Below are 25,718 nucleotides of genomic sequence, written 5' to 3' on the forward strand. Positions count from 1 at the left end.
AGAGCGAATGCCTAGGCTGTGGCCATCCTGCCCCGAACCGGTCCTGATGAGCGCTGACACCGCCCTTGTTGCGGCGATCAACCGGCTTCGCCAGGACCGCAATGCCGTGATCCTGGCGCACTACTACCAAGAGCCGGAGATTCAGGACATCGCCGATTTCGTTGGTGACTCCCTGGAGCTGTCGCGCAAGGCCGCCAGCACCGATGCAGACGTGATCGTGTTCTGCGGCGTGCACTTCATGGCGGAGACCGCCAAGATTCTCAGCCCGGAAAAGACAGTGGTGTTGCCGGATCTAGAAGCCGGATGCTCCCTGGCGGACGACTGCCCCGCCGATGAGTTCGCCCGCTTTCGGGCAGAACACCCCGACCACTTCGTGGTGAGCTACATCAACTGCACGGCCGCAGTGAAGGCGCAAAGCGATCTGATCTGCACCAGCAGCAATGCCGTTGATCTGGTGAATCAGCTGCCTGCCGACCAGCCCGTGCTGTTCGCCCCCGATCAGAACCTGGGGCGCTGGGTTCAGCAACAGAGCGGTCGCGAGCTGACCCTCTGGCCGGGACGCTGCATTGTTCATGAGACTTTCAGCGAAGAAGCTGTGCTGGCCCTCAAGCACGAACATCCCGGGGCTGAAGTGATCGCCCACCCCGAGTGCCAGCAGAATCTGCTGGACCTGGCGGATTTCATTGGATCCACCAGCAAGCTGTTGAATTACGCCGAACAAAGCTCCTGCAACAGCTTCATCGTTCTGACGGAACCGGGGATCCTGCATCAGATGCAGCAGCGGGTTCCTGAAAAAACCCTGCTCGACGTTCCAGGGATCGATGGATGCAGCTGCAATGCCTGCCCCTACATGCGGCTCAACACCCTTGAAAAACTGAAGGCATGCCTGGAGACCCTCACGCCTGCGATCGAGATGGATGAATCGATGCGTCTGAAGGCCATGAAACCCATGCAGCGCATGCTCGAAATGAGCCGGTGACGCGCCAACCGATCAAAGAACGACGCGGTACGCGAATAAATTTTCGACAATCCAACCCCTGCGATTCATGGCCCCCGTCATCCAGCCCAAGGGCATCAGGGTTCTGACCTTGATGGCAGCGATGGCGGGGACGTTGTGCACCGCAGCGGCTGCACAACCGTGGAACCAACCGATTCCTGAACCCGCAACGGAGTCCACAGAACAAACAATCAAGTTGGCCGAGCAACTCAACACGGTGGGCGCCAGGTTTTTTGGAGCCCATTGGTGCCCTGCCTGCAAAGAGCAGATGAAGCTCTTTGGTAAACAGGCCGGAGCCATCCTGAACTACGTGGAATGCGGTCTGCCCGACAAGTACCCCGACCAGCTCAGGCAGTGCAGGGATGAAAACATTCGATCCATCCCCACCTGGACAAGGCCGGGATCAACGCGACTCCAGGGTGTTCAATCGATCAACACCCTGGAGCGCTGGAGTGGCCTGAGGCCTCAGCCACTGAATTGATTACTTCTTACGGCAATAGCCAGCGCCAACATTCATCCAGCCGGAGGGGCAGGCTTCACCGTTGGTGGGCTTCATCTCGTAATAGATCGGAGACACACAGGTGGTGCCCAGGGTGTTGACATAACCCAGGGGGCATTGGTTGTGGCCTTGGGCCTTGGGAATCTTTTTCTGAGCTAAAGCGGAACTGGGCACAGCCAGGGCTGAAACAAACAGAGCGGCAGCGAGCAGCTTCATGGCAAGCGGGTCGAACGCGCTCAAGGTATGGGCCTTTCAGACTGTTTGCAGCGATCGGTGGCGGAGCTTGATCGAACGCACACCGGAGGGGTTGTATTGCCGTGCCGCGAAGGCCTGGGTCGACCCATGGCGTCCGGTTCCCCGGGCCCTGATCACCCACGCCCATGCCGACCACGCCCGCCCCGGATGCGGGGAGTACTGGGCCGTGGCCTCCAGTGAAGGGGTTCTGCGCCAGAGGCTCGGAAAGGACATCACCCTTCACCCAGTGACCTACGGCGAAGAACACTGGCTGGGGCAATGCAAGGTGTCGTTTCACAGCGCCGGACACGTGCTTGGTTCGGCGCAGATCCGTCTGGAATCAGAGGGTGAGGTGTGGGTGGTCAGTGGGGATTACAAACGGGATGACGACCCCAGCTGTGACCCCTTCGAACCAGTGCGCTGCGATGTGTTGATCACCGAAGCCACCTTCGGAATGCCGATCTATCGCTGGCAAAGCGGTGAGCAGGTGGCCAAGGAGATCCATGCCTGGTGGAGCCGTGATCGCAGCAGACCATCCCTGCTGTTCTGCTACGCCTTCGGCAAAGCCCAACGCTTGCTGGCTGAACTGAAGGCCATCGGCGTGGAGGAGGAGGTGCTGCTGCACGGCGCCGTTGAAACCGTGACCCGCCACTACCGCGAGGCAGGGGTTCCGATGACCCCCAGTCGTCCCGTCAGCGAACTGCCCCGAAAGGATCCGCTCGAAGGGCGGTTGATCCTGGCGCCACCGTCGGCCCATCGCTCCAGCTGGATGCGCCGCTTCAAGTCACCCCAAACCGCCTTTGCCTCCGGCTGGATGGCCGTGCGCGGAGCCCGTCGACGGCGGGGCTACGAGCGGGGATTCGTGCTCAGTGATCATGCCGACTGGCCTGGACTGATCCAGACCGTTCGCGACAGCGGCGCCCGCAAGGTGTACGTCACCCATGGACAAAGTGACGTTCTGGCCCGTTACCTGCGGGAGGTGGAGGGTGTGGATGCGGAACCGCTGGACACCCTGTTCGAAGGGGAGTCGGACTAGAACTTGGCGATGCCGTCCGGCAGCTCAGGGAGGTTGAGGTTTGCTTCGCGACCCTCGATCGCGGCTGTGAGCGATTCGATCATCATGGCGTTGCCGCTGTCTTTCACGGCCTCAAGCGCCTTCTGAAGGCGACGACGACGGTCGGATGGATCATCCGACGTGCCGGAGCCAGCCACGGGGGTGACGACGGCCGTGGCTGAGGCGGTAGCGCGCACGCTGCTGAGTTGTTGCGCGAGGTTGTCCCAGAGGAGTGCCATCCGGCTGTTTCAGGAAGCTGTCGCTCAGATCAACACAGGTCTCCGCCGGATTTCCAGCACTGCTCACAAAATGTCTTGTCAGGATGGCGGGGCTTTCCATCCATCCCGTTCCAGCGCGCATGCGTGCCTTTCAGAACCTGTTCAATCAGTTGGATCAGGTCACGGGCACCAAGGCCAAGGTGCAAGCGCTGGCGGATCACTTTCAGGGGGTCGAAGCAGGGGAGGCGGCCTGGGCGTTGACGCTGCTGCTGGGCAAGCGCCGCAGGCGCCTGATCACCGGTCGCCGACTGCGCGACATCCTGCGGGACCGCGGTGGTCTTCCGGATTGGCTGATCGACGACTGCTACGGCCAGGTGGGCGACTCAGCCGAAACCATCAGCCTGCTCTGGCCCGCCGTGCAGGAACGCGTCAAAGCAAGCGATCCGGATCTGCCCAGCGGTGATGGAGACATGCCCCTGAACTGGTGGATGGACACCCTGCTGCCGGCCATCAGCACCAGAAGCGACGACGATCAGGCCAATGCCGTGATCTGGCTCTGGCACCGAACCCCGCTCGACCAGCACTTCATCGTCAACAAGTTGCTCACGGGGGGATTCCGTGTCGGCGTGTCGAGGGGCCTGATCAGCCGGGCCATCGCCGAAGCGTTTGATCTCGAAGAAAGCCTTGTGGTGCAACGGCTGATGGGCGGCTTTGAGCCCTCCGCCGAGCGCTTCAGGCAACTCACCGCCTGCGCGACGGCGGATGAACACCGTTCCAGCGGCACCCCCTACCCCTTCTATCTCGCCAGTCCCCTGGAACCCGACCGACTGCTGGAGACATCGGCGAGGGATTGGCAACTGGAGTGGAAATGGGATGGAATCCGCGGTCAGCTGATTCATCGCGGCTCCGGCGTCTACCTCTGGAGCCGTGGAGAAGAGCTGGTCAACGAGAGCTTCCCTGAGCTTGTGGAGGTGGCCAAGGCCTTGCCATCTGGCAGCGTTCTGGACGGCGAGCTGATCTGCTGGCAACAGGACGCCGCCGAACCGCTTGGCTTTGATCAGCTGCAACGACGGCTGGGCCGCAAAAGCGTTGGAGCAACGTTGAAACGGGATTGCCCGATGCGGTTCATCGCCTACGACTTGCTGGAACATCAGGGCGTCGACATCCGCCAGCAGGGATTACGGCAGCGCCAGCAGCAGCTGGCGGCACTGCTCGGCAGCATCGAGCATCCCGAGGCATGGCGGCTGAAGCAGAGCCCGTCCTGGTCGATCGACTCCTGGGAGGACCTGGAGACACAGCGCAACAAGGCCCGTGAACACAACGCCGAAGGGCTGATGCTCAAACAGGCGGAATCGCCTTACCTGAGCGGCCGCAAACGCGGCAACTGGTGGAAACACAAGCTGGAGCCGATGACCCTCGATGCGGTGCTCCTCTATGCCCAGGCCGGCAGTGGGCGTCGCGCCAACCTCTTCACCGATTACACCTTCGGCCTCTGGACCAACGCTGAAGAGCCGCAGTTGGTGACCTTCGCCAAGGCCTATTCCGGCCTCAACGATGCCGAAATCCTCGAGCTGGACCGTTGGATCCGACGCAACACCCTGCAGCGCTTCGGGCCGGCACGGTCCCTGAAAACCGAGCTGGTGTTTGAAATCGGCTTTGAGGGCATCCACCCCTCAAAACGCCACAAATCCGGCATCGCCGTGCGTTTTCCGCGGATCCTGCGCTGGCGACGCGACAAACCTGCCGATGAAGCGGATTCACTCCAGACCGCGATGGCATTGATCGAGAAGCGCTGATGGCAGCTTCAGAACAGAAGGCAAAAGCGAAGGCCAAGGCCAAACAATCAACCGACGACCCTCGCTTGGAGCCGATACATGCCTGGTTCGCGCGGAGGAACTGGACGCCGCTGCCGTTCCAGCAGGAGACCTGGAGCGCCTATCTGGCGGGGCGGAATGGCTTGATCCAAGTGCCCACAGGGTCCGGCAAAACCTTCGCCGCCGTGATGGGACCGATCGCGCGGATGTTGGCGGAGGAGCAGCCGTTGAAGGGAATACGACTGCTCTACATCACGCCCTTGCGGGCCCTCAGCCGCGACTTGTCGCTGGCGATCCGCGAACCGATCGAGGCGATGGGCTGGCCGATTCGGGTGGGCATCCGCAATGGCGACAGCAGCAGCAGCGAACGCACCAAACAGCTCAAGGCACCACCACAGATTCTCGTGACGACTCCGGAGTCCCTCGCCCTGCTGCTGAGCAATGCCAAGGCCGAAGAGCTGTTTGGCCAACTCGAAACGGTGATCCTCGATGAATGGCACGAGTTGATGGGCAGCAAACGGGGCAGCCAGACGGAGCTGTGCCTGAGCTGGTTGCGACAGCTGCGCCCCCAGCTCCAGACCTGGGCCATCAGTGCCACCATCGGCAACCTCGAGCAGGCAGCGCGCCATGCCCTGGGAACGGCACGTGAGCCACAGCTGATCGGGGGCGCCCCTGCACGCAGCACGGAGATTCAGAGCATCCTTCCGGAGACGATCGATGGCTTCCCCTGGGCCGGCCACCTCGGGTTGCGGATGTACGAAGAGCTGGTGGCCCGCCTCAATCCCGGCATCAGCACCTTGCTGTTCACCAACACCCGCAATCAGTCGGAGCGGTGGCACCAGTGCCTGCGCTTCGCCTGCCCGGAAATGGAGGAGGGGTTGGCCCTGCACCACAGCGCCATCGACCGCAGCGAGCGGGAAGCGATCGAAGCCTCCGTGAAGGCCGGCGGCATTCGTTGGGTGGTCTGCACCAGCTCCCTGGATCTCGGGGTGGACTTTCAACCCGTGGAACAGGTGGTGCAGATCGGCAGCCCAAAGAATCTGGCGCGGCTGCTGCAGCGGGCGGGGCGATCAGCTCACCTGCCTGGCGGCACATCCCAGGTGCTGTTCATGCCCACCAATGCGCTGGAGCTGCTCGAACTCAGTGCTGTGCGTCGAGGCCTGGCGGAAGGTCTGGTGGAACAACGCAAACCTCCCAACTCTCCTCTGGATGTGCTGCTGCAGCACCTCACGGGCTTGGCCTGCGGCCCTGGCTTCAATCCTGAGCAGACCTTGCATGCGGTGAGGAGCTGTGCGGCCTATGCCGATCTGAGCCAGGACGACTGGGATTGGTGCCTGATGTTCTTGGAGCAGGGAGGGGAATGCCTCGGGGCCTATCCCCGCTACCGCAAGCTCGAGTGGGAGGAAACGAGCCAGCGCTACAGGGTGCGAGACAACGCCATCGCCCGCCTGCATCGGCTCAACGTGGGAACGATCACGGCCGCACCAGCGATCACGGTGCGCTTTGTGCGTGGCGCGGTGCTCGGCCATGTGGAAGAGACCTTCATCAGCCAGCTGAAGCCGAAGGACGTGTTCTTCTTCTCCGGACGTCAGCTGGAATTCGTACGCCTTCGCGACATGACCGCCTACGTGAAGGTGAGCACCAAGAAAACGCGCACGGTGCCTGCCTGGGCTGGGGGGCAGATGGCCCTCTCCGATCTGCTGACTCATCACCTGCGTCTTGAGGTGGACCGCGCCAGCCGTGGTGATCTCGACAACGCTGAACTTCAGGCTCTGAAGCCCCTGTTTGATCGACAACAGGACATCTCGGTGTTGCCATCAGTGGGGCAGCTGCTGATTGAGACCTGCCGCACCCGGGAAGGCACACACCTGTTTGCCTACCCCTTTGAAGGGCGGTTCGTGCATGAGGGCATCGGCTTCCTCTGGGCATCGCGGCTCACCCGTCTGGAGCGGGGCACGATCACGGTGTCGGTGAACGACTACGGCTTTGAGCTGTTGGCACCGAAGAGCTACCCCATGGCGGAGTTACTGGAAGACCACATCGATCTGCTGCTCGATCGCCAAAAGCTGGAGCGGGATCTCAAGAACGCACTGAATCTCTCCGAGCTACAACGGCGACGCTTCCGCGCCATTGCCCAGATCGCAGGCCTGATGAACCGAGGCTTCCCTGGATCGAGCAAAAGCACCGGTCAGCTTCAGATCAGTGCATCGCTGCTGTTCGATGTGTTCAGCCGCCATGAGCCGAACAACCGCTTGCTGCTGCAGGCGCAGCAGGAGGTGCTCGATGACCAGTTGGAGATCTCACGCCTAGAGGCGGCCTTGGAACGCGCCGCAAGCCAGGAATGGCTGCACGTTGAAACCCCTCGGCCCAGCCCATTGGCCTTTCCACTGTTGGTGGAGCGGCTGAACAACAGGATGAGCAATGAATCCGTTTTGGAGCGGGTTCAGCGGATGAAAGAAGAGGCGCTCAGACGCGAGGGGTAGCGATCACTCCAAGCCCCGCCAAGAGCAGATTTCGCTGAGGCCATACAAAACCCAGGCGCTGAGTGTTCTGGCCTCAACCCGGATCAGTTTTGTTCGCGAGATTTCTTCGCTGCGAGCCCGGCTTCAACAGCTGTTCCAGCCGCGAGAGCAACGAGCCCAAGCAAGCCAATCCATTGGTTTTGGATTTCTTCGGCAGCCTCAGCCCCCTGTCCCAGCACTCCACCCAGGACAAACCAGGTCGTCGTCAAAGCAGACGTGATCCAGTACGCCTTCCAGCGGCGCTGGTAGAGGTAGCCGGCACCCAAGCCCGGAACCACGTTCAACGTGACAGCGACCCAGCCTGCCGATGCAGCAAGGATCTCTCTTTTGGTGGGCGCCATAACAACAGGTGTTTCGGTGCATTTTTGTCGATATCGAGAGCCATCGCGCGTGGCGAGCACTCATCCATAGGGCCCAAATCGCGTCGCACAGGCGGCACCACACTCGGCACCCAAAGCGATGGCATCCGCCAGGGGCCAGCGCGCTGCAAGACCCGTGACCACGCCTGCCGCAAAGCTGTCGCCACAGCCATAGCTCTCGACCAAGGGCCCCGGAAGGGGTGATGGGTCATAACGACCGCCTGGATGACTAATTCCGCCTGCAGCACCTTCCGTACGGATCACTGTATGGGGAGCTGGGTTCAACTGCCCCGACTCCACCCGTTCACCCGGATCAAGGCCACTACCGATCAAGGCATCGAGGGGCACCCCAGCCTGCTGAAGCACGGGCAAACGAACGCGCGGGGTCGCCGCCAAAACTGCAGCAGAACGGCAGGCTTTCAACAGAGGAGCATCAGCGGCCGTGACGAACAGGCCGTCGCATTCGCCAAGGGCGTTCCAGGGAAGGTCGTCATCCAGGGATGGGGTCAGCCGCTCGCCGATCACCGTGATCGCCCGATCCCCCTCACCATCAACCATGCTCACGCCACGACGGGTTGGCACCTCCCTCCAGGCGACATGAACCTCAAGGCCCAGATCCTCGAGTCGCTTGACGCAGGCTTCACCGACCGAATCGCGACCTAAAGCCGTAAAGAACTGGACGGGTTGCTGCTGCAACCGTGCCATCTGCACCGCAACGACGGCTCCACCACCAGCAGGTTCCTGCCGAGTTCGCAAGGCGTGACCAATGGCCCCGGGGCGGGGCAACTGATCCACCGCCAGAAATTCCACCCATTCGACGTGACCCACAACGGCCAAGCGCAGGGGCGGCAGGGCTGAGGCGGAAGACAAGGGCCGTTTAAAGCTGCTGAGCCCCATCCTCTCTGCAGGAACGGCTCAACAACAGGCTGGGCGCGGATGGAGAACGAGGCACTCAGATCCGATATTTGTCGTTTGCATGAGTTTTTCTCTTGCTGTATTTGATGAGTTGAACCCCTGTATTCACAGCATCTTGTGCACTTCTGGGATTCACATCTTCCGGTCGATTTATTATTTAGACCGATTGCAGTTCTTCGAAGGCCCGAATGATATGGAGCTCAATCAAGTCACAAAACAGCCCCGCCTGAGCAGCGAGGCTATTCAAACCACATTCTTGGAAGGATTCTTCAATTAACGCGGTGAACCGTTGTAGACAACATCAACAATCGAAGCTCCGTCTCGAGAGACAAGAATTTCAGTTTCAACAGTGGGTTGACCACCAGCCTCTTGCCAGCCTGGAGAGCCACCATCAAACACGAACAGGTATCCATCGCTTGCATTCTTCAAGCAGTTGCCACCTCCCTCACCGGTGGCGTACATGCATTTCGAAGCTCTGTAGTTGTTAAGTCCACCGTTGATGGACTCAGCTTGCATCCTGGCGGTGTTCAGCGCACGGACGTTTTCTTTCGAAACCTTTTGGGCAAAAGCGGGGGACACCAGCAGTGCACTCACCAGGAATCCCGTCGACAGACTGACGACTCTTTTCAAGATGAATCAATTGGAGGGGCTTCCACTGCCTAGCAACGTGTCACCCGATGAACAGCAACCCAAGAAAGGTTTGTTCGTTTCGGACCAACAGGCGCGCCTTATGCTCCAGCAGCACACGCGACCAGCAACGTTGGCCAAGCTCGGGGAGATCAAGCTCAAACAGATTCCGCAACTGAACACGGCCAACAGCTCACCCTTGATTCGGAAACACAAAGAGGTTCTGAATCTGATGATGAGAACGCTTTCCCTCGATACCTACGGACTCACCTGGGCCCAGTTCATCAAGGGGTTTGGTTGCGGTGCTTTGGCCGTTTGGCTGCTCATGCGCTGAGCTCAGCCATGACGCACGGGCCTTCCACCCCGTCGCAGCGACGCCAACATTCCCTTTTCCAAGGCCGTCAGTTTTGGTGCCGGCTCGTTCAATGCAGCTTCCGCCCGTGTCTTGGCTGCGGCAATGAAGCGATCCGTTTTATCTCCAGAATCAAAAGCCACGGTTCCTCGGCAAGAACCACCAAAGGTATGGATCAGCACCTGTTGAGGCTCAGGACTTAAGAAAGATGCCTGAACTCAACAGATGTGGGTGCAAGCTCCCCGCAGCCATTCCCTCGATCGCAGAATTGTTGCTATCGGTTGGAGGTTGCAGCAGCCCGATGAGCCGTTACCCCGTCTTCTATTGCGCTCCAGCGGCCGTTGACGCTGGCTTCAAGCCTGTCGAAGCAGCGGATGCCTACGAGGCTGAGCAAATCGTGCAGCGCGAGCACCCCGGCGCAGTCACGGCATCTCTGAGCGAACGGGTGACCAACGAAGAGGAAATCCGCCGGTTGTTCTTGGCCTGGCTCGAAAAAGTCTGATCACCTAGAGCCACCAAAGGGGTGCATGGAACGCAATCCGTTGTCGGTCACGCCCCCCAGCTGGCTGGACATCGACCCCGACAGCTATAAGCGGCTGCTGAACCGCACGGCGGTAACGATCACCAAGCGCGCCAGGAAGCGAGGGGCGACGTATCAGGTGAGGGAGGCCATCGATGCCATCCATGCAGCCTTTCAGCGTTGTGACGGCACCGATCCCTACGACGGACTGCCGCTGGACAATCGCCTTCATGATGGAAGACGCAGTCCGACCGTCTCCCCGGTGAGCAGCAGCACCACCGCAACCTTTGAGATTCTCAGCCTGCAAACCAAGCAAGCCAAAGGGGAGAGGAACGGCGAGGAGTTCATCGCCCACTGCCGTGCCGTCGTCGCCCATGCCGACGCGTCATCACCGACCCAGCGATGAGCAGCGCCAAGAAGCTGTTCCTGGTGGTGCTGGGGGGCCGTTGCAAGGGCTGCCATGTGGAGCAGCACGATGTGCGTTGGGTCGTGGGCGAGACCATCGACGCAACGCTGCCGGCGCTGCGGCATGAATGGATCGGCCTCCGCCGTGGCTTGCACATCGACAGCTACCGCTGCATCGACCATGTCGATGGCTATCGCGTTGAGGTTGTTGAGCAAGCGCAGGATCCATCCAGTGTTGATGGTCCGCAGCTGTGGTTCGTCAACCTTGGCGCCTATGACCCCACCTCGATGGCGGAACAGCATGCCTTCGGGGTGATCGTGGCCCGTTCTTCAGCCTCCGCCAAGGCGCGGGCACGGCAGCGTTGGCTGGAAGGACAGGAGCAGGTGCACAAGGACGATCTTCACGCTGTCGAAATGGACAGTGCGCTCGATGATCTTCTGCCGATTCACGGCAATGGCCAATGGCACTTGCAGCTGATCGCGGATCCCCAAGTCCACAACCCCCCAGCCCACCCTGATTGGTACGGCTATTGGACCATCTGACCACAAAACAAACACAAGTCAGCTACAACCGACCAGCCCATTGAGGATGTGTCGTGCTGATCCTCCTCCTCTTTGTACTGACAGGCTCTTATGCCGGGCTGTGGGCCCTGCGTTTCGTGCTCGAACAACGAACAGACATCGAACGTTGATCCATCAGCGAGATGCATCCAGTCACATTTGAGCGGGAAGCTGACACGATTTCCCCGCAGACGCAGGATAGGGTCGATTCAGTCAAACGATTGGCTATGTCGCTTGCTCAACGTCTCAGCATTGCTGCGCTTCTGATTGCTGTCACCGGAATCAGTGTTAGTCCCGCTGCCCAGGCCCACAACGATCGCCATCACCACTCCCACAAGAAACAGAAGGCCTACAACAAGGGGTACCGGAAGGGCTACAAAAACGCTGTGAAGCACAGCTATCGCCCCTACTACCGCACCTATGCCCCGGTGTACTACGCACCCAATCGACGACCTGTCGTCGTCGCCCCACCCCCATGGTTTGGACCGGTTCGTCCCTACAACTACGGAACGCGTGTCAACGTTGGTCTCGGGTTCAACCTGTAGATACGGATGAAGCCACCATGTCTGATCGAATCAGCAAAGACGCCAGCGAGGCCTGGCGCGACCATGTGCTGAAGCAGGTGGTGGGTTACCTGGAAACCAATCGCGATGCCATCATCGACGGCTTCGAATCGGAGAACGCTCACAACTTGAAGCGTGAAGACATCGAACAATCCGATCTTCTCGATTTCGATGTTTCAGTGACGCTGCATCGCGATCAATCCTCATCCTTTGGCCTTGGATTCGGTTTTTTCAAGGCCAACATGATTCGCTGAATCAACCTGCAGGCTTCCAGATCACCTCGGGATCCTGGCGTTGCAGGGTTTGTTCAGCAAGCTTGAGGTAATAGAAATAGCTTTGTCTGTCTTCCGATTCAGCAGCTTTGTTCATCAAGTGCAGATAACTGAGACGCTGTTCGCTGTTCATGCATGGGCTGGAAGAGGACTAAACAATCACCTCAGCTGGCCTTCAATTTCGGTATCGAAGCGAACAACCGAAACAATTCTGGGTATCGCTAGAGCACTTTTTTATCTTTTCTTCTGAAACCTTGGCCCAAGAACCCGTCCTCACGATGCAATCAACAGGGCTGGAAATTCGTCGTGACAGGCGGACCACCTCCAGGAGGAACAACACAGCCTGGATCGGATGAGCCTGTGTTCTGCTCGGGCAACGCAGGAGATTGGCCAGGCCCTCCCGGCGATGCCGGGCCCAAGTCAATCTTGCCGGGCCGGATCAGTTGGGACGTGACGTTGAACGCCAACCCGCCGAGCAAGCCAAGCCCCATCGAGGCCGAAAAAGCAACAAGAATTTGACGCTGACGGTTGTTCATCCCACTGCTCGATCCCGATGAAGGTGGATTGGCCGCGAGCTCTGGCCTCAATCTCAGTGAATAACGGAGATTTGACAGATCAAAACAGACCACCGGATGATCCGCTTGCTGCAACCGGAACGATCGAAACACAGTCTCTGCTGACACTGCTCACGCCCTTCCTCGTGTTCGGGGCCTTGTTTGTGGTGATCCTGCTGGTCTGGGACCGATGACAGCCCCGGTGGCGGGACTGTTCTGGACGCCATACGCCGATTGGATCTACACCGTGGTCAGCCTGAGTGGCTTGATGCTGATCACCTGGCTGGTGCTGGGCCGCAGCAGCGGCAGCTGACGGCCTGAGACGCACGTGAGGGCCGTCAGGCAGCAAGCATCTCCATCTCGGGCTCAAGAAGCACATCGCGGGCGGTGTTGAACCGTGTCATCACCTCAGGGTCGCCCCCTTTATCGGGATGATGTTGAACAGCCAGAAGCTTGTGAGCCCGCTTCACCTGGGCAACGGTTAACCGCCCAGTGAGCGGCAGGCCAAGGCACTGCCTGGCCTGAATCGCCTCGAGGCCGGGGTCGCGCCCCATTGGGCATTGATCACGGCGATGGTTTGACGTTCCCGGCTTGCGCTTCTTGCTGGATTTGCGTTTGGCCGACCTTGCCTGACCCCCAAACCCTTTCGTTTCCTGCACGAGCTGATCGCCGAAGCAGGCCACAATGCCTGATCGCCTGGTTCAGTCTCCGAGCTGCGACCACCAGCGCTCGATGCGATCGGTGGAGCCGTACCAGCTTTGGCCGAACAATCCGCCGTGGGCCGTATCAGCAAGCTCAATCCAGCGAGCATCCCGCAGCAGGGCTGATGGAAGGGGAACCAGACCGTCCCCCTGCAGATCCGGGTCGCCCATGATCTGGCGATAGCTGCGGGCAGCGCTGCGGCGCGAAAAATTGGATGCATTCGCTCCCAGCGGATCAAGCCGACCCGCAACCGCGACGTAGTCCACCCGATCGGCTTCAGGGCAACCCGGAAACTCACGATCCACGCGAGCCCGCAATGGTGTGGCACGCAGAGCCTGATGGGGACTGCCGAGCGTGATCAGGCGATTGCATCGGGCTGCACCGTTGAAACGGCGTCCCAGAAAGGTCTGATCCGCCAGATAGGGCCGCAACATCACCCCGCCGGAGCTGTGACCAATCAACGTGACGCGCCCTGTGGGCGACTGGCTTTGAAGCTCACGCACAGCGGCATCAACGCGATCAAGCAGGCGACGCCAACCGAAGCCCCAGCTGGTGGCAAGCCAATCCAATTTGGACGCAGGCACGATGCGCACCGCAGCGCCGGTTGCCTGATCAATCCATTCAGCGAGGGGGCGATAGGCCTCCTGCGTGATCAGAAAACCACCGAAGATGACGACGGGCTGGGTGAGGCGAGACGTGCTGCTCACCGGATCAACGCACATTGCGGAGCCTTGATCAGGTCGTAGCCACGCCGAATGCGACTTCCACCAGGTTCAAGAACCGTGCTCAGCTGTTGATCCTCAGACGAAGCTTCAAGAACCACCTGCTGACCGATCAACACAATCTTGAAGCGCCAGGGGAGAAGACCCGGAAGGGTGAAGCTCATGCAGATCCTGGTTCTCGCCTCACGCTGCCGCAATTCAGAACAACGTCCATCCCTGCAAGGCAAAGGAACGTCGAGGAATCAGTAGAGAGGTTTCTCGGCCACGACGGCAAAGAAAGGATCTCCCTTACCGCCGAACAAGCCCATCACACCCTCGGCGCGGGTGTCTTCGGCAAGGATCTCCGGCTGGGGCCAGCCCTGGGCCATCAACACCTCAGCGACGTAACGCAGGTGATCACCGTCATCACCGTCGGTCCACACCTGGGGAGCCTTGGTGAAGAACATTCGATTGGAAAACGCCACGATCACCTGGCCCCGGGGGCGGGTGATCCGCCACAGCTCAGCGGAGATCGGCTCGGGCTGTTGCAGGTACTGCCAACCGGCCACGATCAAGGTGGCATCGATCGATGCATCCTCAACCGGAAGGATTTGGTCGCGGTTGAGGTTCTGAACCCAGTGCCGATCCAATCGGGGGTTGGCACTTAGCTCGTCAGCATTGAGGCCATGGCCGATGACGTTGTCGTAACTAACGTCCTCCGGCAGGTGGCTCACCCAACTGCTCATCAGATCCAGCACCTGGGCACAGGGAGGAATGCGCTCGCGGTAGAGGGCTGTCAGCCGAGCACGAAAACCCGCATCCAGATGGTGAACGAAACGCGGCTCGCTGTAGAAGATCGCGTCGTCGGTGGCATCCAACTTGAAGCGTTGGGAGTCCTTCAGAACCGGAACAACCGTCATCAATCAACCCAGCTGCAGATACCAGCGCAGAGCTGCACCAAGCTGACCCGCGATTCCCAAGCCCGTGGCCTTTTCAAGCACCACGGCAGCCAAGAAGCCGAGCATGGCCACTCGGCCATTGAGCCGCTCCACATCGGTCAGGGCAGACCGGTTCCAGGGGCGTGCTGTGGTGAGCGACTCGCCGAAGCGTTCCGGTTCCTCGTAACGAAAAGCAGGCCGACTCATCGCAATGCGCAGATCCAGCGGACCTTAACCACGGTTCCATCGCGACCGGGGTACACGGTCCAAGCACCATCGGTCTGGCGTTGCTCCAGCTGCCCCTTGGCGCAGTTGGCACGCATCGGCAGAACCCGTTGGGTCCACCGGTCCTGGCCAGCGCGCTGGATCAGCAGGCCTGCCTCCACCTCAACGGAACCGTCCACGCTCTGAGGGGCCCGGATGTATTCAGCCGCCTTGAGTGAGGGGGTGTCGAGGGCTTCCATGAAGATCCAGCCGTCGCCCGGCAGCAGATCGCCGCGACGGGCTTGCCAAACCGCTGGCTCCTGCATCGGCTGCCATTCCGCCTGAACAGGCCCTGCGATCAGGGACAGGAATGACGCGAGAGCAACGTTGAAGGCCAAAGCAGGGGAGGCCATGGGCAGCGGGGAAGAGAGGTGAGACGGACTGTCGGTCGCTTCAAACAGCTTTACGAAGCGTTGAAACGCAAACATGAATGAATGGTTATGGAATTCCTCAGGGCAGGAGTGCCAGCTTGAAACCACTGCTTCAACAGTCCATGGCCAGCATTGCTCAGGGACGGGCTGCCTACACCGTCCGCCACAAGACATCCAACGGAGAAAAGCTGGAATCCTGCTTCTACGCCACTGACGCCTTTGAGGCGCGTCTACTGGCCATGGAGTTCAACGCCTATATCCGACAGCACCCGAACTGCATCGATTCGATCCTCAGGACGGAGGCTTGAGCGGCGCCCGGCGACGCTCCACCTGAACGAAGACCAGCCAGGCCAAGCTGGCGAGCCCCCCTCCGATCCAATCGCTGCGCAGCAGTTCCACCAGGGCAACGGTGCTGGCCCCGATGCGCAGTCCCCGTAGAATCAGGTCCGTTATGGGAGGTGTCCGGCGCTTGTCGCGCTGCATGGGCCGACTCCGAAAAGATGGGGGTGTTGCAGAGCCCCATGATCTCAGCCTTGCCTGGTTCTCCTGCCGCAGCTCTTCTGGCGAGGGAAGGCCAGAGCCGCCGTGAGGGCAGCGGCATTCAGATCGAGCAGCTGCCGGGCTGCTGGATGTTGCAGCAGACCTGGACGCGCAGCGGGGATCCACCGGCGCCCGGCACCGCAACGCTGCTGCGTTGGCTGCAGGCCAGCCTGACCTTGAGCCGCGGCGACCAGGGCCTGAACATCGTGAATCAGGTCTGCCTGGCCGGTTTCCTCTTGCGGTTCAGCGGCCAGGCCCAGCTGAAGGGTTCCAGACCACTGCTGATGTTCAGCTTCACGTCGTTGGAGCTGAGCTGGTCCGATCAGGTGCTGCTGCAGCGAAGCCTGCCGTCACCGGAACCCCAACGCTTCCCCTTCTTTGCCCTGATTGAACTGAACGAGCAGCAGGGAACACTCACAGCGCGGGGGCGGGGCGGTGGACTGGCCCAGTGGTCCCGCAAGACACCGGAGGCGTCATGAAGCCCGCCGTCGCCCTGGCCATGCTCGAGCGGGAAGGCCGATGGCTGCTCCAACTGCGCGACGACATCGACTCGATCATTTATCCGGGCCACTGGGGGTTGTTTGGCGGCCATCTCGATCCGGGAGAAACAGCCAGCGAAGCCGTGCACCGCGAGCTGCAGGAGGAGATCGCTTGGTCACCCAGCGTGCCGCTCGAACCATGGTTCAGCGACGACAGCGGCAGCCGGGTGGCCCACGTGTTCCGTGGAAGGCTCAGCGTGCCCTTGAGCCAACTGCAGTTGAAGGAGGGCCAGGAGATGAAGTTGGTGCCCCTCAGTGATCTGGTGCGTGACGCCATCTGGAGTGAGCGGCAGCAGGAGCTCCGGCCTGTCGCTCCGCGCCTGTCGATCGTGATCGATCGGTTGCTGCAGGAGGGCCATGACCACTGAAACCTGGCTCGATCTCCGCAATGTGGAGGCATGGCTGGGCGATCGCCCAGTGCTGCACGACCTCAACCTGCAATTGAAACTGCGGCAGTCCACAACGGTGTTGGGGCCCAATGGCGCAGGCAAAAGCAGCCTGGTGAAACTGATCGACCGCAGCCTGTATCCCATCGTTCGCCCTGACGCTCATTTGCGGTTGTTTGGCAGCGAGACGGTGAACCTCTGGGCGCTGCGCAGCCGCCTTGGGGTGGTGTCGAGCGACATGGAACAGCGGCTTCACCCCAAAACAGCTGTTGAAGAGGCGGTGGTGAGCAATTTTTTTGGGGCCACCCGGCTGGGCCGGGATCAGAAGCCCAGCGCGCGGCAATGGGAGCAGGCGCGGGATCTGCTCGATCAACTGCACCTCCACAGCATCCGTGAACGCTGCTGCGGAGAGCTATCGGACGGACAGCGGCGCCGCCTGTTGATCGCTCGCGCCCTGGTTCACCAACCGGAGGTGCTGGTGCTGGATGAGCCGAGCCGTGCCCTCGACCTCCAGGCCTGCCATCAGTTGCTGGCGATCCTGCGGCGCTTGATCCAAGCGGGAACCACCGTGGTGCAGGTCACCCATCGGGTGGACACGATCGTTCCGGAGATGGAACGGGTGCTGTTTCTGGCACAGGGACGTCTTGTTGGGGATGGAAGCCCACGGGAGATGCTGCGGCCCGCCGAACTGAGTGAACTGTTCAACACCCCGCTCAACGTGGTGGAAGCCCATGGCTTTCGCCAGGTTCTTCCGGGATAGGTCGGTAGGCAGCACCCTGCTCTGCTAGGGATGAGGGCCAGACCACGCAATCGCCATGGCAACGGCAGAACAGAAGAAGACCATCACCAAGAAGCGCCTGCAGGAGCTGCGCAACCAATGCCGTGACCACTACAACGTGGTGGCCGATGGTGTTCTGCCCGACGGTGCCGATGTGCGCGTCACCATGGGCAAGCTCCAGGAGCTGATCGAACTGCTGGATGGCAAAGCCAAGTGGGATGACAGCGAAGCCTCCTGAGCCGTTCCAGAACATGCGGGACGATCTTGATTACCGCGAGCCGTGGGGCCAGGACGGTTCCAAGCAAACGGCATCTGATCAGGGCCGTTCCGCCAAGGACTTTCACTTTCGAGAAGCCGGCGTTCAGCGCTTCAACGACACCTACGACTGGGACGAGGACGAGCGCTGATCCACTCATCAACTGATCAGAGACGCCGCAGCACCCCCTGCCCAGGCGCAAGAAGAAAGGCGAGCACGAATTGCGCGGTTTGCGCCAGCACGATGCAACCGGCGGTGGAGCTGTCGGTCCAGTAGCTGATGAACACCCCCAGCACACTGGAGAGCACGCTGCTGGTGACGGCCAGCAGCGTCATCCGGTCGAACCGATCGGTAAGCAGATAGGCCGTGGCACCGGGGGTGACGAGCATCGAAACCACCAGGATGATTCCCACGGTCTGCAGACCGGCAACGGCGGCCAGGGAGAGGAGTCCCAACAGCATGTAGTGCAGGAGTCCGGTGTTGATCCCGATCGATCGGGCGTGGGTGGGATCGAAGCAGAAGAGCATCAGGTCCCGCCGGAACAGCAGCAGCAGCACCAGCACCAGCACCGAAATCACCAGGGTCTGCTGCACATCCCCCGCTGAGATCCCCAGCACATTGCCAAACAGGATGTGGGTGAGATCGATGTTGCTGCGCGTCTTGGAGACGAGCACGAGCCCCAGAGCGAAGAAACCGGTGAAGACAAGCCCGATGACGGTGTCTTCCTTCACCCTCGACTTCTGCTTCACAAAGCCGATGGCGGCAACAGAACCCACACCGAAGACGAACGCCCCCAGGGAGAAGGGCAGGCCCAGGGCATAGGCAACCACCACGCCAGGGAGGACCGCATGGGAGACGGCATCACCCATCAACGCCCATCCCTTCAGGGTCATGAAGCAGGACAACAGCCCGCAAACACCCCCAACCAGGGCACTGATCATCAACGCCTTGACCATGAAGGCGTGACTGAGGGGTTCCAGCAAAAGCTCCATCGGATCAGTATGGACGCGCTGCAGTCGGTTCGATGCCCCGCGCCTCCACCCAGAACGCTCGTCCCGCACTGCGCCGGCTGCCCACCCGTCCCAGCCGGATGGTTCAGGCCGTGGTGAGCCGCCTGCTTCCGCTGCTCTTCCGCAGTCAGGGCCTTGAGCTGAGCCACCGTGATGCAGCAGAAGCCCTGGCCGAGGCCTTTGCAGCCCAGCAGTCGGGGGCCTGCAATCTGCTGATCGCCTTTCGGCACCCCAGCACCCGAGATCCGGTGGTGATGGCGGATCTGTTCTGGAACTGCATTCCCCAAGCCGCACGGCGACTCAAGCTGCAGCTGCCACGACCCATCCAGCTGCGCTTTCTCTACGACCGCGGCATTCCGATCTGGGCTGGCCCGGTGATCGGCTGGCTGTTGCAACGCAGTGGCGGCATCGCCATCCACCGCGGCCGCTTGGATCGCCCAGCGCTGGCCCAGGCCCGCGGGGCTCTGGCCCAGGGGCGCTACCCGCTGGTGGTGGCACCGGAAGGAGCCACCAACAACCTCTCCGGCGAGATGGCGCCCTTGGAGCCGGGAGTGGCCCAGCTGGCGTTCTGGGCAGCAGAGGATCTGGAGAAAGCCAACGACGAGCGGCCGCTGGTGGTGTTGCCCATTGGCATTCACTACAGCTGGAGGCACCCCAACTGGATCGCCCTCGAAGCGCGACTGGCTTGCCTCGAACGCCATCTCGGCATCTCCTCCCCCGACGCTGGCCTGGACAACTCAGAGACCAGCAGTCGCGACCGGCTGATCCAGATCGGCATGAATCTGCTCAAAGCCCTTGAGCAGCTCGAACGGCTGAAGCCCGATCCAGCGCAGACCTTCAGCGAACGGATCGATGCCTACCGCCGGCATGGCCTGGCCAAAGCCGAGACCCATTTCGGCCTGCGTGCCGTCGGCAATCTTCAGGAGCGCTGCCGCCGGATCGAGCAGGCCGCCTGGGATCGGATCTACAGGGAAGGTGTTGATCAGCTCCCGCCGCTGGAGCGGAGCCTGGCGGACTGGGAGGCACGGGAAGCCGACCTCCAACTCACCCGCATGCGACTGGTGGAGCATTTCACCAGCGTGAGTGGTCATTACATCAGTGATCGATCCGACTTTGACCGCTTTGCCGAGATGTTGCTGCTGGTGGAGGAAGCGATCAGCTGGATCGAAGACAAGCCCTGGAAGGGTCAGCCCAGCCTCGGCCCACAACGGGTGGAGGTGCAACTCGGACGAGCCTTGCCCGTGCGGCCTCGCCTGAATCAGTACCGCAGCAACCGTCGCGAGGCGATGCAGGTGTTCATGCAAGACCTGGAGCAGGCTCTCATTGCCCTGATGCCCGACGCCTCTCGGGCCATGACAACGGACGCGGGAGAGCTCTGATTAGAACGTCTCCTCCGGGGAGCTGTTGCCCGTCAGCAGATCGGGCGGCACGCCACCGAAAGTCATGGCGAGGTTCTCGGGGGTGAACACCTCTGAGGTTTCCCCGTAGGCGAGCACGGTCTTGTTGATCAGAACCACCAGATCGCAAAAATCACGAACGTGACCCAGATCGTGGGTGGAGATCAGGATCGTGCGGCCCTCGTCGCGGAACTGAAGAAACAGCTGGGCCATCAGCTGCTCCGTGCGCACATCGACCCCATTGAAGGGCTCATCCAGCAGCAGCACATCAGCGCGCTGGGCGATGGCTCGGGCCAGGAACGTGCGCTTTCGCTGACCACCGGAGAGGGTGCCAAGGGGACGATCGGCCAGCTCCAGCAGATCAACCCGCGTCAAGGCGTCCCGCACAGCCACACGATCGGAGCTGCGGGGAATCCGCAACGCATTCATCGCGCCGTAGCGGCCCATCATCACCACATCCCACACCGAAACAGGGAACTGGGCATCCACGCCATCGCTCTGAGGCACGTAGGCCACCGCCTGATGACGCTGCGCTTCCGCAACGCTGCTGCCGTTGATCCGAATCCGGCCGCGTGAGGGGCGCACAAACCCAGTGAGAGCCTTGAAAAAGGTCGATTTCCCAGCACCGTTCATGCCCACCAGACCGCAGATGCAACCTGCGGGCAGATGCAGGCTGGCGTCATACAAGGCAACGGTGCCGTTGTAATCAACACACAGTTTGTCTGCTTCGATACGCATCAGCGGTTGCTCTCCGACTGGTCCAGGCCCTTGCGGATCAGACCCACATTGTGCCGTTGCAGATCCAACAGGGTGGGTGCGGGCCCGTCCGGGGACGACAGGGAATCCACGTAGAAAGTTCCACCGAATCGCGCCCCGGCCGCCGCCGCCACCTCCCGTTGGGCTTTATCGCTGACGGTGCTTTCACAAAAAACGGCTGGCACCTGACGCTGTCGCACCGTGTCGATCAACCGTGCCATGCGTTTGGGTGTGATCTCACTTTCGGCATTCACCGGCCAGAGATAGGCCTCCTCGAGCCCGTAATCGGTTGCCAGATAGGTGAAGGCCCCCTCGCAACTCACCAGCAGCCGTTGCTGAGCGGGCAGCGCAGCAATCGCCGTGCGCAGCTCGTCATCGAGGGCCTGGAGCTTGGCTTTGTAAGCCGACGCATTAGCGGCAAAGTCCTCGGCACCGGCTGGATCGAGTTGCGTAAAAGCTCGCTCAAGATGATCCACATAAAACATGGCGCGCTGGGGAGACATCCAGGCATGGGGATTGGGTTTGCCGGAATAGGCGTCCTCCGTGATCAGCAGAGGGTCCATCCCCTCCGAAAGGGTGATGGTGGGCACATCTCCCGCTGCAGCGGTGAATCGGCGGGCCCACAACTCCAGCCCCAACCCGTTCTCAACAATCAGATCCGCCTTGCTGGCACGCTCGATGTCACTGGGGGTGGGTTGATAACCATGGATCTCGGCACCGGGCTTGACGATCGAAGCCACCTGGAACCGATCACCCGCCACATTGCGAGCCAGATCGGCCAAAACCGTGAAGGTGGTGAGCACCTGGGGGCGTGAATCCGCGGTGATGTCCTGATCTCGGCTGCGGCAGGAGGCCAGCACCACGGCCAACACAACCAGCAGCACTGCTGCCGAACGGTTCCAGTTCAACCGGGGCAATGCGGGCCGACGCGGCCTGATCGAGGATCGCATTAGTGGTTCCTAAAACACTCTCGGCAATGGCAGGGAAAGGCTGCAACGAAGCGATGCAATCACCGAAGCGCCAAGATCACCTCACCCACTGAACACCCGTGCGCAGGTCTGAGCGGGTGGAGGTGATTTTGCAGCGCCTCCACGAGCATTACCCGGAAACACCGATCCCCCTGGATCACAGTGATCCGTTCACCCTGCTGATCGCTGTTCTGCTGAGTGCCCAGTGCACCGACAAGAAGGTGAATGAGGTGACGCCGGCGCTGTTTGCCGCTGGGCCAACACCCGCAGCCATGGCGGCACTCGAGGAGGAGCAGATCCTGGCGTTCATCCGGCAGCTCGGGCTGGCCAAAACCAAGGCCAGAAACGTGCGCCGCCTTGCCCAGATTCTGGTGACGGCCTACGACGGCGATGTTCCCCAGAGCTTTGAAGAACTCGAGGCGTTACCGGGCGTGGGGCACAAGACAGCCAGCGTGGTGATGGCCCAGGCCTTCGGCGTGCCCGCCTTCCCCGTCGACACCCACATCCACCGGCTGGCCCAACGCTGGGGATTGAGCGACGGCAGCAGTGTGGCGCGCACGGAACAGGACCTCAAGCGCCTCTTCCCCAAGGAGCACTGGAACCGCCTGCACCTTCAGATCATTTTCTGGGGCCGTGAGTTCTGCACAGCACGGGGCTGCGACGGAACCGTCTGCCCCATGTGCCGTGAGCTTTATCCGAAACGGCGCCGTCCTGTGATCACCCGCAAGCCCTGATCTAGACAGCAGCTCTTCAGCATTGGCCTTAATCACGCAATCAGCGGTCGGGTAGCTCACACAAAGGAGGGCAAACCCCTGGCCGATCTGATCATCATCGAGAAAGCTCTGATCGGTCTGATCCACCGAACCACTCACCAAACGGCCGGCGCAGGTGGAACAGGCGCTGCCCGGCAGGAATAGGGCAGATCAACTCCGGCCTCCTCGGCTGCATCAAGGATGAACGCGTCATCAGGGCACGAAAAGCTGGCACCACCCTCGATGCTGATGTTGAAAGAGGCCATGACGCGGAAGATCCTGAAGGGTTGGTAGCTGGATCACCCCATCAGCGCCAAGGCAGATGGATCCGCACCCTGCTCCCATGAACGTTTGGGGGAGGCGCAGGCGAGGGAACCTGCGCTCGTTCAACTCCCCGAAGCCTTGGCAGTGATGCTCGCGCCTCCGGAATCCTCACGCGAATGAGAACAGTTCTTACTAAGCAGTAATACCTAAAAACGTGCGGATCGATACCCGCCAAAGCGCCATCGCCTTGGACAGTGCATCACGAAAGCAGTGGTGCTTTCCATGCGTCACAGAGGAGGGGTGGGCTGAGGGGCCTGCTCCTTTTTTTTGGGCTGGACCTGAACCAGAAGACCACTTGACCAGCCAAACCCACCATTGCTAGTACTAATGTACTTGCAGCATGGTCATGGGAGAGGGCTGGCTGATTGACAGCGACGACCGCTGGATCTGGCGATTCCATCGCGACCAGAAGGGATGGATTCATGAGCCGAAGGTCTTCATCGACAGAGGCCGGCGCCTGCCTGACGGCCCTCCCCTGCTGAAGGAACGCCGACACCTGCGAAAGGCCGAAGCAGAACAACTCTGGGCGTCCTTGCAGACCCAGGGCTGGAAGCGCCTTGCATCTCCGGCCTGGGGCGACGCGGTTGAACTTTGAGACAGGTCGCTGGGGCCAACTGCAAGGCTGTCCATCAGCAATCCCAGCGGACGCATCGGATTGGCATGTTGGTTTTGTGAGGAAAAACGCCTCACAGGGTGGAAACAAGGACACACTCCTGCGAGCCGTTTTGGAACCCCTGCCTTTGGCGGGGGTTTCTTTTTGTCTGCCAGGGAGCCCATGGAATCGGTCATCAACGAAATCGAGTTCAACTTCGAGCAGACCGTCAGCATTCGAACTGACGTGAAGCTGAGCAAGGACGACGTAAAGCAGATCGTCTCAGAAGCTCCCGGAGAAACCCTGGAAGAGATCGTTTACCAAAGCCTGGTGACCGATGAGCTGTATCTGAGGGCGAGGGCCAAGGAGATCGCCGCCAAACTCAAACAAGACGATCTTGAAGTGAACAGAATCGACTACTGGGACGACGAAGGAAACAAGGTCTGAGCCTGTCCCCCTGGGCGGGCACTGTCTGACGCCTGCGATGAACGAGAGACCCCTGCTGGCGGAACAGGACCTGCTTGAGCCATGGTGCACAAAGGTGCCTTTTAAGGCTGTTGCGCACTCAACATCAGCATCGTCAGCAGGTGCTGGCTCAGTTCCCGGCCGGCAAGCCCCGATCCTTGATGGATTTCCGCTGGGCGCTATCAGAGCCTTCAGGCCCAAACCCTGCGTCAGCCAAGCAAAGAGCAGCGGTTGTTTCGACGCAACAAGCTGCACCGGATCGATGGATGACCAAAATCTCGCGCCTGCTCTCTCGCCCTAAAAAGAAGATGTCTGGCCCTAAAAAGCAGACCCGCTGATCGAATCAGCCAGGGCAAACCATCGAAACCATCAATCAATCAGTCTCCAGACGCACAGGCCTACGCAGAAACCAGCACTGTGACTGATCAAGGCTTAAGCAGCTATCCAATTCTGCTGAGAATCGGCTCCAGATCGAAGTTGTAGCCCCGAACAACAAGATCTGCGCGGCGCTTCAAAGGGTGAATGAAGCGACGCTCACCCGGGAGCATTTCGCGCAGCATCTGGCGAATCACATAGGAAGCCGGCCTCTGCCTGTCGCGAACATCACGCCAGAGACGCTTGATCAACCTCTGAAGCAGTGGGGTTTCGACGTACACAACCAGCGAAATGGGCACATCCTCCAACAGGTGCTGTGGCCCGTAGGAGCCTTCCACCAGAACCATGTCATAGGGCTGCTGCAACAACCTGGAGCTCACCCTGCGGCTGCGCATGTCGTAGCTGCGCAGCGCGTTCAACTGGCGGTAGCGAACAGCGCTGAGTTGCAACCTCAGCTGATCCGCATCAATGGCATCCACCGTGTCGAAGCCATAGCGCGAGCTGGGAGACCAACCACAGCGGTAGTAGTCGTCGCAGGCGATCAGCAGGGGATGACGCCCCCTGGACCGCAGCTGCTCGGCCAGACGGGCGGCCAGGGTTGTTTTGCCGGCCGCAGACGGCCCGCAGATGCACACCAGAGGAACTGCCCCAGACAAGCGCTGTCTTCATCCAGAACCATGCTGACAACGCCGCTCCAAAAGAAGCAGAAAAAAACAGTAGCCGTTGATACTAATTGGGGTTAGGGTGTGGACACGTTGAGCCTCATCAACAGGCCGCAGTCAGATCCACGCCAGGCAACGGGGGCGTGGGCACCGCGCAAGAGAGAGATGAACACCCTTCAACTGATCAAGGCACGGACTGTGCGCAATCAGGCCATCGAATCGGCCAGAACACAGATGGCACGGGCCTTCCGCCACCAGGGCCACACCGACCGGGTCCACACCCCGGTTGGAAGCAAAACCAAAGTGCTGCGCTATCGCGGCGTCGCCTACGAATCGATCGACCAACAACAGCACCCAAGCGGCGGACGGGAACTGCGTTACCGCGGCGTCAGCTACGACGTGTACTGAAGCCAGCGTTCCATCCATGATTGAAGCGGGGACAACCCCGCTTTTTTCATGGCCATTGAGGGTGACAA

At 60.7% G+C, this 25,718-nt stretch carries 41 protein-coding genes and 1 pseudogene; 23 read left to right on the forward strand and 19 right to left on the reverse strand.

Going from position 1 to position 25,718, the window contains the following annotated elements; translation table 11 throughout:
• The first annotated feature begins 46 nt into the window (after positions 1-46).
• Both nadA and SynA1544_RS07545 read left to right on the forward strand, forming a co-directional pair.
• The gene (gene nadA, locus SynA1544_RS07540) at positions 47-979 is read left to right on the forward strand and encodes a quinolinate synthase NadA (protein ID WP_115132701.1); all 933 of its coding nucleotides are present in this window, start codon (positions 47-49) and stop codon (positions 977-979) included.
• A gap of 67 nt (positions 980-1,046) precedes the next feature.
• Positions 1,047-1,478 carry a hypothetical protein gene (locus tag SynA1544_RS07545; RefSeq protein ID WP_186512771.1) on the forward strand — a complete coding sequence of 144 codons (432 nt, stop codon included), beginning with the start codon at positions 1,047-1,049 and terminating at the stop codon, positions 1,476-1,478.
• Here SynA1544_RS07545 and SynA1544_RS07550 read toward each other — a convergent pair whose 3' ends face one another.
• Entirely contained in the window at positions 1,479-1,712 is a 234-nt protein-coding gene (locus tag SynA1544_RS07550) for a hypothetical protein (RefSeq protein WP_186510449.1), read from the reverse strand.
• 67 nt (positions 1,713-1,779) lie between these two features.
• On the opposite strand from SynA1544_RS07550, the gene SynA1544_RS07555 reads away from it, so the two are divergent.
• Complete coding sequence (locus SynA1544_RS07555; protein WP_186512772.1) at positions 1,780-2,766, forward strand: ligase-associated DNA damage response exonuclease; 987 nt, start codon at positions 1,780-1,782, stop codon at positions 2,764-2,766.
• Here SynA1544_RS07555 and SynA1544_RS07560 read toward each other — a convergent pair.
• Positions 2,763-3,023: a hypothetical protein gene (locus tag SynA1544_RS07560; RefSeq protein WP_114989278.1), complete on the reverse strand. Its 261-nt coding sequence runs from the start codon at positions 3,021-3,023 to the stop codon at positions 2,763-2,765. The two genes, SynA1544_RS07555 and SynA1544_RS07560, sit on opposite strands and share 4 nt — an antisense overlap.
• Positions 3,024-3,142: 119 nt before the next feature.
• Here SynA1544_RS07560 and SynA1544_RS07565 point away from each other — a divergent pair, with 119 nt between their 5' ends.
• Together SynA1544_RS07565 and SynA1544_RS07570 are read left to right on the forward strand one after the other, a co-directional pair.
• Positions 3,143-4,798, forward strand: a complete 1,656-nt coding sequence (locus tag SynA1544_RS07565) for an ATP-dependent DNA ligase (RefSeq protein WP_186515498.1) — start codon at positions 3,143-3,145, stop codon at positions 4,796-4,798.
• Entirely contained in the window at positions 4,798-7,299 is a 2,502-nt protein-coding gene (locus SynA1544_RS07570; RefSeq protein WP_186512774.1) for a ligase-associated DNA damage response DEXH box helicase, read from the forward strand. The genes SynA1544_RS07565 and SynA1544_RS07570 overlap by 1 nt, the downstream gene beginning before the upstream one ends.
• An 83-nt stretch (positions 7,300-7,382) precedes the next feature.
• On the opposite strand, the gene SynA1544_RS07575 is transcribed toward SynA1544_RS07570, so the two are convergent.
• The 3 genes from SynA1544_RS07575 to SynA1544_RS07585 all read right to left on the reverse strand — a co-directional run bounded on the left by SynA1544_RS07575 (position 7,383) and on the right by SynA1544_RS07585 (position 9,206).
• Positions 7,383-7,679, reverse strand: a complete 297-nt coding sequence (locus SynA1544_RS07575; RefSeq protein ID WP_186515499.1) for a hypothetical protein — start codon at positions 7,677-7,679, stop codon at positions 7,383-7,385.
• 60 nt (positions 7,680-7,739) lie between these two features.
• Positions 7,740-8,594: a PfkB family carbohydrate kinase gene (locus SynA1544_RS07580; RefSeq protein WP_186512777.1), complete on the reverse strand. Its 855-nt coding sequence runs from the start codon at positions 8,592-8,594 to the stop codon at positions 7,740-7,742.
• Between the two features lie 291 nt (positions 8,595-8,885).
• Entirely contained in the window at positions 8,886-9,206 is a 321-nt protein-coding gene (locus SynA1544_RS07585; RefSeq protein ID WP_255477500.1) for a hypothetical protein, read from the reverse strand.
• A 166-nt stretch (positions 9,207-9,372) separates the two neighbouring features.
• On the opposite strand from SynA1544_RS07585, the gene SynA1544_RS07590 reads away from it, so the two are divergent.
• Complete coding sequence (locus SynA1544_RS07590) at positions 9,373-9,573, forward strand: hypothetical protein (RefSeq protein ID WP_115132708.1); 201 nt, start codon at positions 9,373-9,375, stop codon at positions 9,571-9,573.
• A gap of 2 nt (positions 9,574-9,575) precedes the next feature.
• Here SynA1544_RS07590 and SynA1544_RS07595 read toward each other — a convergent pair whose 3' ends face one another.
• A complete protein-coding gene (locus SynA1544_RS07595; RefSeq protein WP_186512779.1) occupies positions 9,576-9,734 on the reverse strand; it encodes a hypothetical protein in 159 nt (52 codons plus the stop codon).
• Between the two features lie 158 nt (positions 9,735-9,892).
• Between SynA1544_RS07595 and SynA1544_RS07600 the strand changes: the two genes are divergently transcribed.
• The 5 genes from SynA1544_RS07600 (at position 9,893) to SynA1544_RS07620 (ending at position 11,894) form a co-directional block, all read left to right on the forward strand.
• Complete coding sequence (locus tag SynA1544_RS07600; RefSeq protein ID WP_244273128.1) at positions 9,893-10,093, forward strand: hypothetical protein; 201 nt, start codon at positions 9,893-9,895, stop codon at positions 10,091-10,093.
• A 25-nt stretch (positions 10,094-10,118) separates the two neighbouring features.
• Positions 10,119-10,517: a hypothetical protein gene (locus tag SynA1544_RS07605; protein WP_186512781.1), complete on the forward strand. Its 399-nt coding sequence runs from the start codon at positions 10,119-10,121 to the stop codon at positions 10,515-10,517.
• A complete protein-coding gene (locus SynA1544_RS07610; protein WP_186512783.1) occupies positions 10,514-11,059 on the forward strand; it encodes a DUF1543 domain-containing protein in 546 nt (181 codons plus the stop codon). The genes SynA1544_RS07605 and SynA1544_RS07610 overlap by 4 nt, the downstream gene beginning before the upstream one ends.
• 245 nt (positions 11,060-11,304) lie before the next feature.
• Entirely contained in the window at positions 11,305-11,622 is a 318-nt protein-coding gene (locus SynA1544_RS07615; RefSeq protein ID WP_186512785.1) for a hypothetical protein, read from the forward strand.
• Between the two features lie 17 nt (positions 11,623-11,639).
• Positions 11,640-11,894 carry a hypothetical protein gene (locus SynA1544_RS07620; RefSeq protein WP_186512787.1) on the forward strand — a complete coding sequence of 85 codons (255 nt, stop codon included), beginning with the start codon at positions 11,640-11,642 and terminating at the stop codon, positions 11,892-11,894.
• Between the two features lies 1 nt (position 11,895).
• Here the strand turns inward: SynA1544_RS07620 and SynA1544_RS07625 are convergent, their stop codons facing one another.
• Positions 11,896-12,045, reverse strand: a complete 150-nt coding sequence (locus SynA1544_RS07625) for a hypothetical protein (RefSeq protein WP_186512789.1) — start codon at positions 12,043-12,045, stop codon at positions 11,896-11,898.
• A gap of 611 nt (positions 12,046-12,656) precedes the next feature.
• Between SynA1544_RS07625 and SynA1544_RS07630 the strand changes: the two genes are divergently transcribed.
• Positions 12,657-12,779, forward strand: coding sequence for a hypothetical protein (locus SynA1544_RS07630; RefSeq protein ID WP_006849913.1), 123 nt, complete (start codon positions 12,657-12,659; stop codon positions 12,777-12,779).
• Between the two features lie 25 nt (positions 12,780-12,804).
• On the opposite strand, the gene SynA1544_RS07635 is transcribed toward SynA1544_RS07630, so the two are convergent.
• The 6 genes from SynA1544_RS07635 to SynA1544_RS07660 form a co-directional block, all read right to left on the reverse strand.
• Complete coding sequence (locus tag SynA1544_RS07635) at positions 12,805-13,149, reverse strand: molecular chaperone DnaJ (protein ID WP_186512790.1); 345 nt, start codon at positions 13,147-13,149, stop codon at positions 12,805-12,807.
• Between the two features lie 18 nt (positions 13,150-13,167).
• Positions 13,168-13,890 carry an esterase gene (locus tag SynA1544_RS07640; protein ID WP_186512791.1) on the reverse strand — a complete coding sequence of 241 codons (723 nt, stop codon included), beginning with the start codon at positions 13,888-13,890 and terminating at the stop codon, positions 13,168-13,170.
• On the reverse strand, positions 13,872-14,054 hold the full coding sequence (locus tag SynA1544_RS07645) for a hypothetical protein (RefSeq protein ID WP_186512792.1): 183 nt from the start codon (positions 14,052-14,054) through the stop codon (positions 13,872-13,874). The genes SynA1544_RS07640 and SynA1544_RS07645 overlap by 19 nt, the downstream gene beginning before the upstream one ends.
• Before the next feature lie 78 nt (positions 14,055-14,132).
• Complete coding sequence (locus tag SynA1544_RS07650; RefSeq protein ID WP_186512793.1) at positions 14,133-14,789, reverse strand: methyltransferase domain-containing protein; 657 nt, start codon at positions 14,787-14,789, stop codon at positions 14,133-14,135.
• Between the two features lie 3 nt (positions 14,790-14,792).
• The gene (locus SynA1544_RS07655; protein WP_115009146.1) at positions 14,793-15,014 is read right to left on the reverse strand and encodes a chlorophyll a/b-binding protein; all 222 of its coding nucleotides are present in this window, start codon (positions 15,012-15,014) and stop codon (positions 14,793-14,795) included.
• On the reverse strand, positions 15,011-15,424 hold the full coding sequence (locus tag SynA1544_RS07660) for a hypothetical protein (protein WP_186512794.1): 414 nt from the start codon (positions 15,422-15,424) through the stop codon (positions 15,011-15,013). The genes SynA1544_RS07655 and SynA1544_RS07660 overlap by 4 nt, the downstream gene beginning before the upstream one ends.
• A gap of 140 nt (positions 15,425-15,564) precedes the next feature.
• Here SynA1544_RS07660 and SynA1544_RS07665 point away from each other — a divergent pair, with 140 nt between their 5' ends.
• Positions 15,565-15,750 (forward strand): hypothetical protein, encoded by a 186-nt coding sequence (locus tag SynA1544_RS07665; protein WP_114989374.1) that lies wholly within the window; start codon positions 15,565-15,567, stop codon positions 15,748-15,750.
• Here the strand turns inward: SynA1544_RS07665 and SynA1544_RS07670 are convergent.
• Positions 15,734-15,925 carry a hypothetical protein gene (locus SynA1544_RS07670; RefSeq protein ID WP_186512795.1) on the reverse strand — a complete coding sequence of 64 codons (192 nt, stop codon included), beginning with the start codon at positions 15,923-15,925 and terminating at the stop codon, positions 15,734-15,736. The two genes, SynA1544_RS07665 and SynA1544_RS07670, sit on opposite strands and share 17 nt — an antisense overlap.
• Positions 15,926-15,975: 50 nt before the next feature.
• Here SynA1544_RS07670 and SynA1544_RS07675 point away from each other — a divergent pair, with 50 nt between their 5' ends.
• From SynA1544_RS07675 to SynA1544_RS07695, 5 genes are read left to right on the forward strand one after another with little or no spacing between them, the layout of a single operon-like run.
• Positions 15,976-16,461 (forward strand): hypothetical protein, encoded by a 486-nt coding sequence (locus SynA1544_RS07675; RefSeq protein WP_255477501.1) that lies wholly within the window; start codon positions 15,976-15,978, stop codon positions 16,459-16,461.
• Complete coding sequence (locus SynA1544_RS07680; protein ID WP_186512797.1) at positions 16,458-16,889, forward strand: NUDIX hydrolase; 432 nt, start codon at positions 16,458-16,460, stop codon at positions 16,887-16,889. The genes SynA1544_RS07675 and SynA1544_RS07680 overlap by 4 nt, the downstream gene beginning before the upstream one ends.
• On the forward strand, positions 16,879-17,667 hold the full coding sequence (locus tag SynA1544_RS07685; RefSeq protein ID WP_186512798.1) for an ABC transporter ATP-binding protein: 789 nt from the start codon (positions 16,879-16,881) through the stop codon (positions 17,665-17,667). The genes SynA1544_RS07680 and SynA1544_RS07685 overlap by 11 nt, the downstream gene beginning before the upstream one ends.
• 55 nt (positions 17,668-17,722) lie before the next feature.
• Entirely contained in the window at positions 17,723-17,923 is a 201-nt protein-coding gene (locus SynA1544_RS07690; RefSeq protein WP_006851769.1) for a hypothetical protein, read from the forward strand.
• A gap of 13 nt (positions 17,924-17,936) precedes the next feature.
• Positions 17,937-18,092 (forward strand): hypothetical protein, encoded by a 156-nt coding sequence (locus SynA1544_RS07695; protein ID WP_186512800.1) that lies wholly within the window; start codon positions 17,937-17,939, stop codon positions 18,090-18,092.
• A gap of 16 nt (positions 18,093-18,108) precedes the next feature.
• On the opposite strand, the gene SynA1544_RS07700 is transcribed toward SynA1544_RS07695, so the two are convergent.
• Positions 18,109-18,933, reverse strand: a complete 825-nt coding sequence (locus SynA1544_RS07700; RefSeq protein ID WP_011364450.1) for a metal ABC transporter permease — start codon at positions 18,931-18,933, stop codon at positions 18,109-18,111.
• A 32-nt stretch (positions 18,934-18,965) separates the two neighbouring features.
• On the opposite strand from SynA1544_RS07700, the gene SynA1544_RS07705 reads away from it, so the two are divergent.
• Positions 18,966-20,330, forward strand: coding sequence for a 1-acyl-sn-glycerol-3-phosphate acyltransferase (locus tag SynA1544_RS07705; protein WP_186512802.1), 1,365 nt, complete (start codon positions 18,966-18,968; stop codon positions 20,328-20,330).
• Here SynA1544_RS07705 and SynA1544_RS07710 read toward each other — a convergent pair whose 3' ends face one another.
• Positions 20,331-21,086: a metal ABC transporter ATP-binding protein gene (locus SynA1544_RS07710; RefSeq protein ID WP_186512804.1), complete on the reverse strand. Its 756-nt coding sequence runs from the start codon at positions 21,084-21,086 to the stop codon at positions 20,331-20,333.
• A complete protein-coding gene (locus SynA1544_RS07715) occupies positions 21,086-22,054 on the reverse strand; it encodes a metal ABC transporter substrate-binding protein (RefSeq protein ID WP_255477502.1) in 969 nt (322 codons plus the stop codon). Before SynA1544_RS07715 ends, SynA1544_RS07710 begins: the two co-directional genes overlap by 1 nt.
• Positions 22,055-22,152: 98 nt before the next feature.
• On the opposite strand from SynA1544_RS07715, the gene nth reads away from it, so the two are divergent.
• Positions 22,153-22,806, forward strand: a complete 654-nt coding sequence (gene nth, locus SynA1544_RS07720; protein WP_186512806.1) for an endonuclease III — start codon at positions 22,153-22,155, stop codon at positions 22,804-22,806.
• Positions 22,807-22,812: 6 nt separating this feature from the next.
• Here the strand turns inward: nth and SynA1544_RS07725 are convergent.
• A pseudogene (locus SynA1544_RS07725) lies at positions 22,813-23,090 on the reverse strand (2Fe-2S iron-sulfur cluster-binding protein); the annotation flags it as partial.
• A 404-nt stretch (positions 23,091-23,494) separates the two neighbouring features.
• Between SynA1544_RS07725 and SynA1544_RS07730 the strand changes: the two are divergent.
• Together SynA1544_RS07730 and SynA1544_RS07735 are read left to right on the forward strand one after the other, a co-directional pair.
• Positions 23,495-23,743, forward strand: coding sequence for a DUF1651 domain-containing protein (locus SynA1544_RS07730; RefSeq protein WP_114989376.1), 249 nt, complete (start codon positions 23,495-23,497; stop codon positions 23,741-23,743).
• A gap of 180 nt (positions 23,744-23,923) precedes the next feature.
• Complete coding sequence (locus tag SynA1544_RS07735; RefSeq protein WP_186512807.1) at positions 23,924-24,187, forward strand: hypothetical protein; 264 nt, start codon at positions 23,924-23,926, stop codon at positions 24,185-24,187.
• 458 nt (positions 24,188-24,645) lie between these two features.
• Here SynA1544_RS07735 and SynA1544_RS07740 read toward each other — a convergent pair whose 3' ends face one another.
• Positions 24,646-25,236 (reverse strand): nucleoside kinase, encoded by a 591-nt coding sequence (locus tag SynA1544_RS07740; RefSeq protein WP_186512808.1) that lies wholly within the window; start codon positions 25,234-25,236, stop codon positions 24,646-24,648.
• 171 nt (positions 25,237-25,407) lie between these two features.
• Between SynA1544_RS07740 and SynA1544_RS07745 the strand changes: the two genes are divergently transcribed.
• Entirely contained in the window at positions 25,408-25,650 is a 243-nt protein-coding gene (locus SynA1544_RS07745; protein WP_255477504.1) for a hypothetical protein, read from the forward strand.
• The last annotated feature ends 68 nt before the right edge of the window (positions 25,651-25,718 follow it).

The sequence above is a fragment of the Synechococcus sp. A15-44 genome (assembly GCF_014280115.1).
Taxonomy (GTDB): domain Bacteria; phylum Cyanobacteriota; class Cyanobacteriia; order PCC-6307; family Cyanobiaceae; genus Parasynechococcus.